Origin of the sequence: Enterococcus sp. AZ196 (assembly GCF_050498845.1) — a bacterium.
Taxonomy (GTDB): domain Bacteria; phylum Bacillota; class Bacilli; order Lactobacillales; family Enterococcaceae; genus Enterococcus_A; species Enterococcus_A murrayae.
Genome location: NZ_JBIPAM010000001.1, coordinates 515864 through 531004, shown reverse-complemented (window position 1 = coordinate 531004; position 15141 = coordinate 515864). Strand labels below are relative to the sequence as shown.

Below are 15141 nucleotides of genomic sequence, written 5' to 3'. Positions count from 1 at the left end.
ATACTATTATCTGAGGGGAAATACTAGTTGGATTCAAAAATTAAAATTTTTCATAAACTTATTGGTTAAATTGAAATAACTCAGTGGATAAGTAGCGCTCCCCATTATCAGGCAATAAAACCAATACCTTTTGATCTGGACCCATCTTTTTTGCTACCTCCATCGCTGCAAATAAGGCAGCACCTGAAGATACTCCTACTAGAATCCCTTCTTTTTTTGCAATTTCTCTAGCAGTTTCCATTGCATCGCTGCTGTTTACCGGTAAAACCTGATCATATACCTCAGTATTTAGAATGCTTGGCACAAATCCCGCGCCAATTCCTTGGATCTTATGCGGCCCCGGTTGACCGCCTTCTAAGACAGGTGATTCCTCTGGTTCTACCGCATAAATCTTGATGTCCGAATACATGCGCTTCAATTCATTTCCGACACCTGTGATAGTACCGCCAGTACCTACCCCAGCCACAAAAGCATCTAACCCATTCTTTTCAAATGCGTTTACGATTTCTTTGGCTGTCGTCTTTTCATGAACTTTCGGATTAATCGGGTTATCAAATTGCGATGGTATGAACCCATTCTTTTCTTCTGCTAGTTCCTTTGCTTTCGCAATAGCGCCCTTCATTCCCTCTGCTCCAGGCGTTAAAACAAGATTGGCACCATAAGCCTGCATTAACTTACGACGCTCGATACTCATAGTTTCTGGCATTACTAAAGTCACAGAGTAGCCTTTTGCTGCTCCAACCATTGCTAGACCAATTCCTGTATTTCCAGACGTTGGTTCAATAATCATCATCCCAGCTTTTAACTTGCCGTTTTTTTCTGCATCCTCAATCATCGCTAATGCAATTCGATCCTTTACACTGCTGCCAGGATTAAATGATTCCACCTTAACATACACTTGTGCCATATCATCTGTTGTTATACGTCCTAGTTTTACGATGGGTGTTTCGCCAATTGTATCCAAAATTGAATTGTAGATTTTTGTCATTTTACCTCGCTCCATTCCTTACCTTATGTAAGTTATATTAACGAATAATGAGAAAAGATGCGAGAATTTCGACTTTAAAAATGGATAGATAGCCATTTCTTAAGTTTTTCTTCTTCCATCTAGAGTGAAGCGTAGTTCTTATTATACCAATTAATATAAAAAGCTGACAGCCGCTCTTGTATCTGCGAAAAATTGCATCAACAAAAAGACGGAGCAAATCGCTCCATCTTTAAGAAGTTAAATGACAATCGTATCGCCTGGCATGATTGTTGAATCTGAGCTCCAACCGTTATCCGCTAGTAATTGATCGACACTGATACCGAATTTCTCGGCGATGCCCCAGATCGAATCACCGGATTGAACAGTGTAAGATTGGCCGCTCGCTTGAGCTGTTTGCTGCACAGTTGTAGTTTGTTCAGAAACAGTTTGAGTCTCCTCAGTCGATTGAACTGCTGTACCTGCTCCTGGTGTATCAAAACGAGACAGGTTATAGTTTTGGATTAATGAGATTAATTTACTGGCATATCCAGGGTCTGTAGCATAACGACCCGTTAGATAAACCGCTGCGTCTTGATAACTATTTGTGTGACTTTTCCACGCGCCCGCATAATAAGAGCTAGCTAACAAACTAGCATGAGCCTGAAATGATTCCGCATAACTGCTGTAAACGGCAAATGGTTCGTTCATTGTTACCCATTGTCCATTTAGATACTCCTGTGTACTCATAGTTACTGATGGTCCGCCACTATATTCTTTTACACCAAATAAATTATAATAAGGTGCTGCTGATAATTGAGAGGTACCAAAACCAGTTTCAACTAAAGCCTGAGCGACCATGATTGATGCATAAAGATCACTTGACGCTGAAACCTGCATTGCAGAAGCGCCTAATTGTTCGATAAATGCAGATTGATTTTGAACCTGAGCAGTTTCAGCCGCACTGGCTCTTACTGTATTCATAGTCAAAACAGCTGGCGAAAGAATCATCGCCGTTCCTAACAAAGGGACAGTTTTTTTAGCCGTCTTTATTCGTTTTTCCTTTTGCTGCGTTTTTAAATAATTGTATTTTTCGATGCGGGTCTTAAATTGGTTCATTATATACCTCCAAGAAACCTCTACAGAGCTCTTCATTTTTACTTACTTTAAAAGTATAATCCATTAACAATTAACAAACAATTTAAACACCACAAATTCACTAATTTGTCATTACTTCGTAACATGCGTAATGAAAAAGTTGTTATGTTTCACTTTAAAAAGACTTGATTTTTTCTCGAAGGTTTATTTTCTTGAGAATTTCAAAAAGAGTGAAACAACCAGAAAAATATTTCTGTCATTCCACTCTTGATTTTAGATTATATTTTATTTACATAATTAATTTATTCATTAATTGGCTGATTCTGAAAAACCAATTGATCATCTAGTAATTCGATAGAAACGCTGGTTTTCGGCATTACTCGTCCAGCAATAATTTCTTTTGCTAGAGGTGTTTCCACTTCCCGTGTAATGAATCGTTTCAGTGGACGCGCACCATATTGTGGTTCATAGGCTTTTTCAGCAATCCAACTTTTAGCATCCTCTGTAATCTCTAATTGAATTTCTTGTTCCTCTAAACGATGAGACAAGTGTTGCACAATTTTCTCGACAATGCCTTTTACATTATCCAAACTCAACGGTGTAAATAAGATGGTATCATCAATTCGGTTCAAAAATTCCGGCTTGAAATGACCTCGCAACATACTTAACACCTGTTCTTTTGTTGTCTCAGGAATTTTCCCATCAACTGTTACACCATCCAGTAATACTTGTGACCCGATATTACTAGTCATGATCAATACTGTATTCTTGAAATCAACTAAACGACCTTTAGAATCTGTCAAGCGTCCATCATCCAACACTTGCAGTAAAATATTGAAAACATCCGGATGCGCTTTTTCAATTTCATCAAGTAAGATAATCGTATATGGATTTCTTCGAACGGCTTCTGTCAGTTGTCCGCCTTCCTCATAGCCAACATAGCCTGGAGGTGCCCCAACAAGTCGTGATACTGAGTGCTTCTCCATATACTCACTCATGTCGATGCGTACCATGTGATCTTCGGAATCAAATAGATTTTCTGCTAATGCTTTAGCGAGTTCGGTTTTTCCAACACCCGTCGGTCCTAAGAATAAGAATGATCCTAAGGGACGATTAGGATCCTGCAGACCTGCACGTGACCGTAAGACCGCATCACTTACAGCGTCCACTGCTTCATCCTGACCAATCACACGTTTGTGCAAGGTGCTGTTCAAACTCAATAACTTTTCTCGTTCACCTTCTACCAATTTGGTTACCGGAATTCCGGTTAATCTGCCGACTACTTGCGCAATTTCATTTTCAGTTACCGCTTCCTGAACCATTTTGATGTCATTTTTTTGATTTTTTTCTTCAAGCTCAGCTAACTCTTTCTCCAAATTTGGAATCGTGCCATGACGCAGTACAGCTGCTTGTTCGAGGTCATAATTGTTTTCTGCATCCTCTAACTCGTGTTTAGCTTGATCGATTTCCGCTCGTTTATTGGAAACGACATTGACTTCTTCTTTTTCAGTTTCCCATTGTAATTTCATTGCATTAGTTTCTTCGCGAAGATCAGCCAGTTCTTCTTGCAGGTTTTCTAAACGTTTTTTGCTTGCATCATCGCTCTCTTTTTTTAAAGCGGCTTCTTCAATTTCTAATTGCATCAACCGGCGAGTTACTTGATCAAGTTCTGTTGGCATCGAGTTCATTTCCACTCGAATACTGGCACTAGCTTCATCAACTAAATCGATCGCCTTATCAGGTAAGAAACGATCTGTAATGTAACGATCTGATAACGTCGCTGCAGCTACTAAAGCATTGTCATGGATATTTACACCATGGTGGATCTCAAATCGCTCCTTCAACCCACGTAAAATGCTGATCGTATCTTCGACCGTCGGTTCTTTCACTAAAACCTTTTGGAATCGACGTTCCAGTGCTTTGTCTTTTTCCATATATTGACGGTATTCATCTAAAGTCGTAGCGCCAATCAAATGCAACTCGCCACGAGCCAACATTGGTTTAAGGATATTTCCGGCATCCATGCTGCCTTCTGTTTTTCCAGCGCCAACAATGTTATGAATTTCATCGATAAACAATAAAATTCTGCCGTCTGATTTTTTGACTTCTTTTAAAACTGCCTTTAAACGTTCTTCAAACTCACCTCGAAATTTTGCTCCAGCAATCAATGATCCCATATCCAAAGAAAAAACAGTTTTATCCTTTAGATTTTCAGGAACATCTTTGCGTACAATCCGTTGTGCCAATCCCTCCACAATGGCAGTTTTACCAACACCCGGCTCACCAATTAACACTGGATTATTTTTTGTTTTTCGAGAAAGAATTCGGATAACATCACGAATTTCTTCATCACGACCAATAATCGGATCCTGCTTGCCATTTTTAACTTGCTGAACTAAATCAACGCCGTATTTCTCCAATGCTTTATAAGTTTCTTCTTGATTTTGTGAGGTCACTCGATCCCCTCCTCGCATTTCTTCAATATTTTTCTGTAGTTGTTTTTCACTCAACCCTTGCTGAATCAAATACTTCGTCAATGAATAATTTTTTAATTTCATCAACGCTAAAATGACAATTTCTGTAGATAAAAAATCATCCTGAAATTTTTCTCGTAATTTGTCTGCTTCACTCAAAAGGTTAAATAGATTTTGGCTAAGATTTTGACCATATTGAACATTACCGCCACTAACAGTGGGATACTCATCTAATACCCTATCCACTTCTCGCTCAAACTGTTCAACGTCAATTCCCACGTCGGTATAAAAATTTCGGCCAAAATGATTTGGCTGTAAAAAAATTTTCCATAAGTGAGCAATATCAATTTCTTGATGATGTCTTGTAACCGCAATTTGCTGAGCTTCAGCAACCGCTTCTTGTAAAGTTGTCGTCATTTTTTCGATATTCATAAACATACCTCCGACATAATTAATTTTTACAAGTATCAGTATATAACATTGGTCAGTAAAGGTCAAACATTAAACTCAGCAAATTCGACGTTTATTATTATGAAGAAATTCGAAATAATGCTACAATTCTCTCATTACTAATAAGGTACTAGTTAGCCTATTAGCTTTTCATCTGACTCTTTTTAATGAGCCAAATGCTGACTAGAAAATGATAAGACGTGAAAATCAAGCTCATCTTTCACCAAGAAAATGAGTGATTTAGTATGGACAAGGAGAGTGATTTGATGATTTCTCGCGTGATCGGATTTGAAAAGGGGTTTCCACTTTCGGAAGGAAACCATTTTGAAACATATGAAGTGATGCTTCCAAAATTAAATAAATTTGATTTAGTCATTAAAAATTTGGCTGTCTCAATCAATCCAGTAGACACAAAACTAAGACAAAGCGGCAAAGGGACTCCTCAACCGCATATCTTAGGATTTGATAGCGTCGGTATTGTTACTCAGCTAGGCAGTGAAGTGAAAAATATGGAGATTGGTGATCGAGTCTTTTTTGCTGGTACAACGAAAAGATTTGGAAGTTACAGTGAGAACCAAATCGTTGATTCTCGAATCGTTGCAAAATTACCAAACGGAATTTCAACTGATGAAGCGGCTGCAATGCCTTTAACTTTTATTACTGCTTATGAAATGTTGTTTGAAAAAATGAGATTGATCCCTGAAGAAAAGCAAAATGAAGGAACGATTTTGATTATCAATGGGGCTGGCGGTGTCGGTTCAGTAGCCACTCAATTAGCTAAATGGGCTGGCCTAACTGTAATTACGACTGCTTCACGTAAAGAAAGCAAAGAATGGTCTGAGAAAATGGGGGCTGATCATATCATCGATCACCATAAGGATTTGACTAAACAACTTAAAAAAATCGGCTATAAATCATTACCTTACATTTTGATTCTTCATTCTACAGACCGCTACTTCGAAGAGATGAGCGATCTGCTTGAACCCTTTGGTCATCTTGGTTCAATAGTCGGATCAAGTAAAGATTTGAATTTGGCCAAATTGAAAAATAAATCCGGAAGCTTTGATTGGGAGTATATGTTCGCTAAGACGGACTTTGACTATAATGTTGCCTCACAAGGAGTAATATTAGAATTGCTCGTTCAATTGCTGTTGGAAAAAAAGATTAAAAGCACTTTGACCAAAATTATTCCTGGCTTTTCCCCAGAGGTCTTTTATCAAGCGCATCAGTTTATCGAAGAAAATAAAATGATCGGAAAGCTGGTTGTACATTATTAAAAAAGGAAGTTAACGAAATCAGTCGTTAACTTCCTTTTTAGCCTCTTTAATTTCATGGTTTATTTGACGCTGCTTGTTAAATAGAACATAGATCATTCCAATCAAAAATGGCAATAGATACGTCGCATAGCGGTAAAGAAGCAGGGATGATACGGCATCGACTTTTCCTACAACATGTCGAAACAATAGTACATAGACAAATTCAAACCCGCCGATTCCTCCTGGTGCCGGTAAAACTCCCCCAAGAATCACCGTAAAGCTAATCAATGCAACCGTTAACCAAAGATCGATTTCAGGGTAATCTTTTATCAAAATAAAAAACGGCAACGAATACCACACAACCAATTTTGCCATATTGGAGCAGAAAACACGGATAACCGCATTACGATCCCGAATGAACGTTTTGATCGCTCCCCGCAAAGAGTAGACCTGATTGTTCACCTGATCAACAATATCTCGCAGCTTTTGTCTTTTGAACAGCCGATTACAAATAATCACCAGTAAAACCTGAGCATTGATATTCAAGCTTAGGACCAATAAAGTCGAAATGATCAGCAAGGTCACGAGTATTCCTGCGAGAACTAAAAAGATACCATTAGCGATATGTTCTTGGATCGCATTGCCTTTTACGATCAAAAAAAACAATGCCCAAATCATCAATGCTATTTTATACGTGACCATTCGCAAAGCGCTGGTGCCTGTTCCTTCTGAGTATCTCAGATCTTTCTTATGATAGTAGATCACCTCAGATACGATTGAGCCTGTTCCAAAAGTAATTACTCGATAAAAGGTCGCATATGCCGAAGCAAAAAAGCCATCTCGTACAGTAAATTTGGGATTAAACTCCCCGGCAATATTTTTTATGGTATATCCCTCAATAATCTGACTGATTACGCCTAATCCTGTAACCCCTAAGAGTACTGGCAAGGAGGTTCTCCCAAGCTCAGTAAAAATATCACTTAACGAGTCGCGGATGACAAAGATAATCACACCGATCATTACTATAAACAACAAGATATTTAGAATCAATTTACGATTGATCGAAAGGTTCATTTTTTTTTAACTCCTAGTTCATTGTACTCATTTTCCACATCTTAAATAAACTGGGGAAAACGGAACTGATATTGTCTATAGACTCATTTTTTCTTTATTGCTATAGCCTACCACATGCGAATGAGCAAAAAAAGAAAAAGCTTCAAGTTTCCTCAAAGCTTTTTCAGAAAAAAACTATTTAGCATTGTTTTCAATAATTTTCACGATTACATCAACGGCTTTTTCCATTGTTTGCAATGAAACAAATTCAAAGCGTCCATGCATATTTTCTGCTCCAGCAAAAATATTTGGCGTTGGAATACCCATGAATGAGATTTTAGATCCGTCAGTACCTCCGCGGATTGGCTCGATAATTGGTGTTACACCAACTTCTTCCATCGCACCTTTGGCTAGATCGATGACACTCATGTCCTTTTCAATAATCTCACCCATATTGTAGTATTGATCATACATGTTGATTTCCACACGCTCTTGATCAAATTGACTGTTCATTTTTGCTTGAAGCTCAGTAATCATTTGTTTGCGTTCTTCAAATTTAGCGCGGTCATGATCTCGAATAATGTAAGTCATTTTCGCTTCTTCGACATTTCCATTTAGAGCTAATAAATGGAAGAACCCTTCACGGCCGTCTGTTTTCTCTGGCCGATCAGCCTCTGGTAATTGATTATGGAAATCGATTGCCATTTGTAAAGCATTGATCATCGTATTTTTGGCTGTACCTGGATGAACATTCTTACCGTGCATCGTAATTTCGGCTTGAGCTGCGCTGAATGTTTCGTATTGTAGTTCACCGATCGGTCCGCCATCCATTGTGTATGCAAAATCTGTATTGAATTGCTTCACATCAAACTTATCCGCACCGATTCCGATTTCCTCATCGGGACCAAAGCCGACACGCACTTCACCATGCTTGATTTCGGGATGCTTGATCAAGTATTCCATCGCTGTCATAATTTCAGCAATCCCAGATTTATCATCAGAGCCTAGTAGTGTCGAACCGTCCGTTGTAATCAATGTTTGACCAGCATAATTCTTTAAGTTAGGAAAATCTTTTACGTTTAATGTATATTTCCCAGCTTCATCCAATTTAATCGTTGATTCACCATCATAATTTTCAACGATTTGAGGATTGACCCCTGTCGCATTGAAATCTGCAGTATCCATGTGAGAGATGAATCCGATAGTCCGCGCTTCTTTGTCAAGGTTGCTTGGCAAAGTTGCAATCACGTAGCCATTTTTTTCATTATAAGAAATATCTTTCATGCCGATTTGTTCTAATTCTTTCATCAGCTCATGAGCAAATGCTACCTGTGTTTGAGTTGTGGGGGTTGTGGTGCTTGTCGCATCAGAACGAGTTTCTGTCTTAACATAGTCTAAAAAACGCGGTAATAAATTTTCGTACATCTTACTCTCTCCTTTAATGCTATTTATTTAAATGAGAAAGGGTTCGTGGAAGTCTCAGACACAAAGAAATCAACATTCCAGCCTTCTTCATTTTTCCATTGGTTAAAAAGAGTCACCATTTTTTCTTTGCACAATGACTCAATATAGTGTCCCGGGTCAATGACTAACATGCCTGTTTCCTGCATATCATGAGCAGTATGATAATAGACATCTCCGGTAATATAAACATCAGCATTTGCGGCTAAAGCCTCGCGATAAAACTTCTCTCCGCTTCCTCCACAAATTGCCACACGCTTAATATTTTCCTTTACAATATGAGGGTAAACGACCCGCAAACCTTCCAAATCGAAAGTTTTTTTCACTTTTACTATAAATTCTTCAGTCGTCATTGCTTCTTTCAACTCGCCGACACGGCCAATTCCATAATTTTCAGCTAGATTATCAAGCGGGTAAATGTCATATGCCGGCTCTTCATACGGATGAGCTGCTAGCATCGCCGCAACAACAGCTGCCTGCTTCGTTTCTGGGAAAATCATCTCAACCTTGCTTTCCTGAACCTGTTCTGGTCTATTCAACGATCCAATGGTTGGATTTGCTTCACCATTCGGTGTGAATCGGCCGGTACCATTTACAGTGAAAGAAGTAGCAGTATAATTTCCTTGCTCTCCTGCACCTGCTTCAGCTAATGCATTACGCATTTTTTTCGCATCATTTTGCGGCACATAAACAGCTATTTTTTTCATTTTGATGGTATGGGTATGAATTAGGTAATCTGTATCAAAAACATCTAATTCTTCACAAAACCAATCATTCAATCCGTTGTGGATAATATCCATATTAGTATGAGCAGCATAGACCGCAATGTCGTGCTTGATTAAATCAGCATACATTTTCGTTTGAACATCGTCGGTCGTTAATCGTGAAACTGGTCGAAATATTGGTGGATGCTTAACGATCAATAAATCAATCTTTTTAGCAATCGCTTCTTCTACAACTGCCGGTCGAACATCTAAACTCATCATTATTCGATCGACCTTCTTGTTCAAAGTTCCGATATGAAGCCCAACTGGATCGCCCTCTTCAGCTAACCATTCAGGACAATATTGTTTAAAGCGTTGGATAAATTCATTTCCCTGCATCTGCAAGTACCTCCTTGATCCATTCGATTTCTAGTGCGACTTCTTGAATTTTTTCTGTGACATCTTGATCACTTTGATGCAGACTAGTTAGTATTTTTTTACTCTTATTTAACTTATGCTGCCATTTTTCAATAAAGACAGGGCTTTTTTCAATCAATAAGTGTGGGCCAAACAAGAGCTCTTTAGCAGAATAATCAAGCACCTCTGAATACTTGTCAGCTACAATGATTTCATAGATCTTATTGTTTTCTTCAATGATTGCTTCATCAGTGATGGTATACTTCTCGTTAACCAACCATTGGCGTAATTGGCGTTCACCAACATTCGGCTGCAGGATCAGGCGCTCTTTGCCTGATAACCGATTTTTTTCTTTGCCTCGTTGTAAAATATCACGAATCAACACGCCGCCCATACCGCAAATAGTAATGGCTGACACCTCATCTGCTAACTCCACAGCTTCAAGTCCATCAGCTAAACGAACATCGATTTTATTTTCTAAGCCATTTTTAGCAACTTGTTTCTTGGCAGATTTATAGGGACCTTCCACGACTTCACCAGCAATCCCATAAGAAATTCTGTTTTGCAATATCAGAGCCACCGGCAAATACGCATGGTCAGAGCCAATATCAGCTAGACGAGCGTCCTGCGGTACAAACTCCGCAGCTTTTTGTAGACGAAGCGATAAATCTTTGGCGTTCATTTTTTCACATCCTAAAATTGATTATAACACTCCTTAAAAAAAGCGCCCCTAAAAAAGAGCTAAATGATAGCGCTTTTTAATAGGGCGTTTTCCTTTTTCTAAGAAACTTTTCGTTTTTTAACCATTTCGGCGATTTTCACCAATCACCCAAATTTCTTTACTCAAGTAACGGACACGTTCCATGATCCGTTTGGCTTTCAATGGTTCCTCGTCACCACGTTGTGTAACGGATAAATGCTGTTCCAGTTGATCCATATTGAAATTAGAAGAAAAGAATGTCGGTAATTGTTCCTGCATCCGATGCTGCAAGATCACGCCTAGAACCTCATCACGAATCCAAGCACTCATAGAGTCAGCTCCGATATCATCAATCATCAAAATCGGTGCACGTTTGACCTCATCCAGTTTAGGTCCAACCTTGTCATTCGATATCGCTTGTTTCATTTCTCCAGCAAAGGTTGGAAAATGCAACAGCGTCGTTTCAAATCCCTTAACAGCTAGCTCATGCGCAACAGCACCTAATAAATAAGTTTTCCCAACACCGAAATCGCCAACAAGAAACAAGGCCTTATGAAACATTTTTGGACTTGCTTCATATTGATTGATAAAATCCAACGATGCCTCTAATGCTTCGCTGCGACCAGAAGTTACTTCAAAAGTCCTAATAGAAGCTTTCCGAATATCCTTAGGCATGTCTAAAGAATTCACGCGATTGCGAATCTCTTCTTCACGCTTCAATCGCAATAGCTCGTCCGTTGGAACATAAGTTACATCGATAAAATGAAAATTCAAACTCAATTGCGGCTCGTAACCAGGTGCGATCATGGTAGGATCTGAGGCTAAATATTTTTTCTTCTCTTGAACAAACTCATACAACTTTGCAAAAGATTTCTCGATATCTTCTTGCGTTAACTTTGCTTTGTGCTCTTCAATAAATTGCCGAACATCTGGGTCAGCCAAAATCTCTTCCATCATTTGGCGGTAACGACCATCGACCCCGCGGCTCTTAATGATGCGATTCAATTCTTTTCCTACATCTTCCATCAATCGTCACCTTCTTTATTTAAATATTCTGCTAACTTACGGTTCAGTTCTGCCTCTTTTTCTGGTGTAAGTTTCATTTCTTTTGGCGGTTGTTTGATATGTTCAGGCAAAGCTTCTTTACGTCCAGTCCCTCGTTTTTGATAATTGGGACGAGATGCTTGAGGCTTGCGTACTAATTTTTGATTGTTTTCTCGCACATGAGTGATTGCCGCTTCTGGTGTGCTGATTTTCTTTTGCGCCCAGTCATTGGCAATAGCATTTAAATAGTTCGCGTTGATTACAGCTTGGTTTTGGATCACCAAAATATAATTGATGATAATATTGATCACGCTTTTTGGCAATAGATTTCGACCGATCAGCTCTTCTAATAAGCGAACTTCTGTATTTGTCTCGAAACCGCCCTTTTCCCGTTTAATCGCACGTAAAAAAGTGACTGGTGCAATTTTTTTACTCTGTGCGATAATTTCTAACTCCTGAGGTGAAAAATTGCTGGCGTTTGAAGGGTTTTCTGTCAACGCTTGTTTTGGGGCCGCAGAAACCTTTGGTCGTTTTTCTTTATTGATCAGCTGACGCAAATAATTGAAGTTTAACCCTGCTCTTTCGCCAGCACTGGCTTTAGCCACGAATTCTGCTAGATCTAACTCATTTAAGCCATATAGGGTCTGAAATGTTTGCAGCTTCTCACGTTCCTCAAAGGTCAAAACCAGACTGAATCGTTTTAACTGTTGAGTAAATAATGACCAATCAAAATCTGATCTGTCGGCAAACTCTTCCTGTGTTTGTTCTAAAGCCTCACTATAGCTGGTAAACGCAGTTTCATCCAATCGATAAACATCCCGAAAACGTTTTGTGATTTTTTTTATTGATTCTCTGTCAAAATTCTTTGGCTTATAGCGTTCAACCAATCGCTCATACCGACGTTTCCCGACTTTATCCATCAGCAGGTAAGCCATCAATGGATCTTGAAAGAATTTTTCTGGTCCAAGCGGCAGACGTAATTGATAAATCAAGCTCATGCCGATTTCATCATCTGTCTTCTCATAAGTTTCCAGCAATCCAATCCCTTCAAGATGCTCACGTGCTTTTACTAAATTCATCAGTCCTGTATCAACTGCTGCTAACAAATCTGTGTGCATCAGACTGGGACTTTTGCCTTCCAATGTGATATCACTTACTAAGGTTAGATATAAGCTTAGTGCAACACTTCCAACGATCGGCTGATATAGGTACAGTAAAGCATTTTGTTTACTTTGATCAAGCTGTGGCTCACCATAGACCGTATAAAAGGTACTGGGTTTTAGCTCTTCTGCCACTAAAATGCCTCCTACTCTTCATCCGTTGACTTTGCTTTGTCAACGATCTCCTGTAATTCCTTTAAAAATACTGACATGTCCTTGAACTGTCGATATACGCTGGCAAAACGAATATAGGCAATCTCATCGACCTCCATCAAGTCCTCCATGACAAATTCTCCGATTTGACTGGTCGGGATTTCATTTTCTCCCATACTACGTACACGATTTTCAACATGATCCACGATTTGCTCCATCTGCTCCATTGCTACTGGACGCTTTTCTGCAGATCGAATCAAGCCACGTAAAATTTTATCACGACTAAATTCTTCACGATCACCGTTTCGCTTAACAACTAATAAAGGAGCAGCTTCGATACGTTCAAAGGTCGTAAATCGGAAACCACAGCTCTCACACTCTCTTCTACGGCGAATCGCTCGCCCATCGTCTGTTTGTCGACTATCAATTACTCGAGAATTATTATGATTACATCTTGGACAACGCATAATTTCACCCACACTTTCTTAATATTAACTAAATTCACCTATTAAACGTGAAATCTATTTTGTTATATAGAATAACTTTTTTTAAATAAAAGCTGGCAGAAACAAAAGGTATATTTGTTTATATAACATGAGTTTACCATAACCAGCTGGCTAAAAAAAGCGTCGTAATGCTACGACGCAGAAATCTTTAAGAAACAAATTTATTTTTTTGCAACCAATCAAGAACCTGCTGGCGCGTTTTTTCTTGAGAATGGCAATTATCAATAATAATATCTGCCCGTTCTTTCTTTTTTTTCAAAGAAAGCTGGCTTTTGATGCGCTCCATCGCTTCCTCTTCATTCAAGTGATTTCTTGCCATCAAACGATTTAGTTGAATTTCTGGCGTGACATAAACAACCGCTACCTTATCCATCATCGTCTCATAATTTCCTTCATACAAGAGAGGAATATCTACGATTACCAAATCACTTGATAGTTTTGCTTCTTCTGTTTGACGTTGGATTTCACCTCGAATAAATGGATCAAGTGTTTTATTTAGCAATGCTCTTTTTTTCTCATCATGAAAAATGATACTGCCTAGTTTTTTTCGATTTAATTGACCATTTTCATCAATGATGGTCTGACCAAAAGTATTTTTCAATGCCATTAATCCTTCTGTCTCAGGCTCCACCACTTTACGTGCCACAATGTCACCGTCAACGATCGGAAACCCTTTTGCTTTGAAAAAATCTACAACTGTTGATTTTCCACTGGCAATACCTCCAGTAACACCTAAAACAAAACTCATTCTTACACCTTCTTTAATTTTTGGCAATGAGGACAAAGATGCGTCCCTCTTTGGGCGACTTTGATTTTTATGATAGGAGTTCCGCAGCGTGAGCAAGGAATGCCCGTTTGACCATATACATGCAGCTCTTGTTGAAAATGGCCGGCCTCTCCTAATGCATTTAAGTACGTTCGGATCGTCGTTCCCCCAGCTTCTTTAGCCTTAGCAATCACTTCAATGATTGCTACTCGAAGGCGACGAACTGTTTGCGCACTCAACGTATCAGCAGGCTGCTCCGGATGAATTTTTGCTAACCATAAAACTTCATCGACATAAATATTTCCTAAACCTGCCACAATTTTTTGATTCAATAATAATGGCTTAATCATCGTTGAAGATTTTTTTAACTGTTGTTTGAAATTCAACAAATCAAAATCTTCATCGATTGGTTCAGGACCCAATTGCAATAAACCCTTATACTCTTTCGCCATACCTTTTTTTAATAAGGCCATACGTCCAAATTTTCGCACATCGTGATAAATTAGCTCTGTTCCATCTGTAAAAATGAAGCGCACATGACTATGTTTATCCAATGGTCTTGGTTGATCAAAATATTCATATTTCCCTTCCATTCGTAAGTGTGAAACCATTTCATAATGAGTAAAATGAAAAATCAAATATTTCCCGCGTCGATCAACAGTTTCAATGGTCTCACCAATCAATTGCTGCTGAAAAATTTCGATTTCAGGAAACTCAATAATTCGCGGCCAATATACATCTACTTTGGCGATCGTTTTCCCCTTAACCAAAGATATCAAGCCTTTTCTGACTGTCTCAACTTCTGGCAATTCTGGCATCTCTATCATCCTAACTCTTATTAATTATTTCCTAAATACAACAAATTACCAACGACTTCATTCAAAAACAGAACAAATGTGAGGTGATAACTAGTTTATGTTAACAGTATTTTGAAT

13 protein-coding genes are annotated in these 15141 nt (G+C 38.8%); 1 reads left to right on the top strand and 12 read right to left on the bottom strand.

Translation table 11 applies throughout. The annotated features are described in order from the left end of the window. Positions 1 to 58: 58 nt before the first annotated feature. The 3 genes from cysK to clpB all read right to left on the bottom strand — a co-directional run bounded on the left by cysK (position 59) and on the right by clpB (position 4968). On the bottom strand, positions 59 to 988 hold the full coding sequence (gene cysK / locus IGI67_RS02540; RefSeq protein ID WP_429956643.1) for a cysteine synthase A: 930 nt from the start codon (positions 986 to 988) through the stop codon (positions 59 to 61). A 237-nt stretch (positions 989 to 1225) separates the two neighbouring features. Continuing rightward, positions 1226 to 2083 (bottom strand): glucosaminidase domain-containing protein, encoded by an 858-nt coding sequence (locus IGI67_RS02535; RefSeq protein WP_429956642.1) that lies wholly within the window; start codon positions 2081 to 2083, stop codon positions 1226 to 1228. Between the two features lie 281 nt (positions 2084 to 2364). Then, positions 2365 to 4968: an ATP-dependent chaperone ClpB gene (clpB, locus tag IGI67_RS02530; protein ID WP_429956641.1), complete on the bottom strand. Its 2604-nt coding sequence runs from the start codon at positions 4966 to 4968 to the stop codon at positions 2365 to 2367. 263 nt (positions 4969 to 5231) lie between these two features. On the opposite strand from clpB, the gene IGI67_RS02525 reads away from it, so the two are divergent. Then, complete coding sequence (locus IGI67_RS02525) at positions 5232 to 6263, top strand: zinc-binding alcohol dehydrogenase family protein (protein ID WP_429956640.1); 1032 nt, start codon at positions 5232 to 5234, stop codon at positions 6261 to 6263. 18 nt (positions 6264 to 6281) lie between these two features. Here the strand turns inward: IGI67_RS02525 and IGI67_RS02520 are convergent, their stop codons facing one another. The 9 genes from IGI67_RS02520 to mutM form a co-directional block, all read right to left on the bottom strand. Continuing rightward, positions 6282 to 7316, bottom strand: coding sequence for a lysylphosphatidylglycerol synthase transmembrane domain-containing protein (locus tag IGI67_RS02520; protein WP_207109240.1), 1035 nt, complete (start codon positions 7314 to 7316; stop codon positions 6282 to 6284). A 174-nt stretch (positions 7317 to 7490) separates the two neighbouring features. Continuing rightward, positions 7491 to 8720 (bottom strand): peptidase T, encoded by a 1230-nt coding sequence (pepT, locus tag IGI67_RS02515; protein ID WP_429956639.1) that lies wholly within the window; start codon positions 8718 to 8720, stop codon positions 7491 to 7493. 23 nt (positions 8721 to 8743) lie between these two features. Further along, positions 8744 to 9865 (bottom strand): Nif3-like dinuclear metal center hexameric protein, encoded by a 1122-nt coding sequence (locus IGI67_RS02510; protein ID WP_429956638.1) that lies wholly within the window; start codon positions 9863 to 9865, stop codon positions 8744 to 8746. Continuing rightward, positions 9846 to 10559 (bottom strand): tRNA (adenine(22)-N(1))-methyltransferase, encoded by a 714-nt coding sequence (locus IGI67_RS02505; protein WP_429956637.1) that lies wholly within the window; start codon positions 10557 to 10559, stop codon positions 9846 to 9848. Before IGI67_RS02505 ends, IGI67_RS02510 begins: the two co-directional genes overlap by 20 nt. Positions 10560 to 10676: 117 nt before the next feature. After that, on the bottom strand, positions 10677 to 11603 hold the full coding sequence (dnaI, locus tag IGI67_RS02500) for a primosomal protein DnaI (protein ID WP_207109236.1): 927 nt from the start codon (positions 11601 to 11603) through the stop codon (positions 10677 to 10679). Beyond that, positions 11603 to 12916 (bottom strand): DnaD domain protein, encoded by a 1314-nt coding sequence (locus tag IGI67_RS02495; RefSeq protein WP_429956636.1) that lies wholly within the window; start codon positions 12914 to 12916, stop codon positions 11603 to 11605. The genes dnaI and IGI67_RS02495 overlap by 1 nt, the downstream gene beginning before the upstream one ends. Positions 12917 to 12927: 11 nt before the next feature. Next, complete coding sequence (gene nrdR / locus IGI67_RS02490; protein WP_010744965.1) at positions 12928 to 13401, bottom strand: transcriptional regulator NrdR; 474 nt, start codon at positions 13399 to 13401, stop codon at positions 12928 to 12930. Positions 13402 to 13588: 187 nt separating this feature from the next. Next, the gene (gene coaE, locus IGI67_RS02485; RefSeq protein WP_429956635.1) at positions 13589 to 14188 is read right to left on the bottom strand and encodes a dephospho-CoA kinase; all 600 of its coding nucleotides are present in this window, start codon (positions 14186 to 14188) and stop codon (positions 13589 to 13591) included. Positions 14189 to 14190: 2 nt separating this feature from the next. Beyond that, positions 14191 to 15024 carry a DNA-formamidopyrimidine glycosylase gene (gene mutM, locus IGI67_RS02480; RefSeq protein ID WP_207109233.1) on the bottom strand — a complete coding sequence of 278 codons (834 nt, stop codon included), beginning with the start codon at positions 15022 to 15024 and terminating at the stop codon, positions 14191 to 14193. Positions 15025 to 15141: the final 117 nt, after the last annotated feature.

Excerpts from the sequence above, each read along its gene's own strand:
- cysK (WP_429956643.1), bottom strand. The coding sequence starts at position 988 with ATGACAAAAATCTACAATTCAATTTTGGATACAATTGGCGAAACACCC.
- IGI67_RS02535 (WP_429956642.1), bottom strand. The coding sequence starts at position 2,083 with ATGAACCAATTTAAGACCCGCATCGAAAAATACAATTATTTAAAAACG.
- clpB (WP_429956641.1), bottom strand. The coding sequence starts at position 4,968 with ATGAATATCGAAAAAATGACGACAACTTTACAAGAAGCGGTTGCTGAA.
- IGI67_RS02525 (WP_429956640.1), top strand. The coding sequence starts at position 5,232 with ATGGACAAGGAGAGTGATTTGATGATTTCTCGCGTGATCGGATTTGAA.
- IGI67_RS02520 (WP_207109240.1), bottom strand. The coding sequence starts at position 7,316 with ATGAACCTTTCGATCAATCGTAAATTGATTCTAAATATCTTGTTGTTT.
- pepT (WP_429956639.1), bottom strand. The coding sequence starts at position 8,720 with ATGTACGAAAATTTATTACCGCGTTTTTTAGACTATGTTAAGACAGAA.
- IGI67_RS02505 (WP_429956637.1), bottom strand. The coding sequence starts at position 10,559 with ATGAACGCCAAAGATTTATCGCTTCGTCTACAAAAAGCTGCGGAGTTT.
- dnaI (WP_207109236.1), bottom strand. The coding sequence starts at position 11,603 with ATGGAAGATGTAGGAAAAGAATTGAATCGCATCATTAAGAGCCGCGGG.
- nrdR (WP_010744965.1), bottom strand. The coding sequence starts at position 13,401 with ATGCGTTGTCCAAGATGTAATCATAATAATTCTCGAGTAATTGATAGT.
- coaE (WP_429956635.1), bottom strand. The coding sequence starts at position 14,188 with ATGAGTTTTGTTTTAGGTGTTACTGGAGGTATTGCCAGTGGAAAATCA.
- mutM (WP_207109233.1), bottom strand. The coding sequence starts at position 15,024 with ATGCCAGAATTGCCAGAAGTTGAGACAGTCAGAAAAGGCTTGATATCT.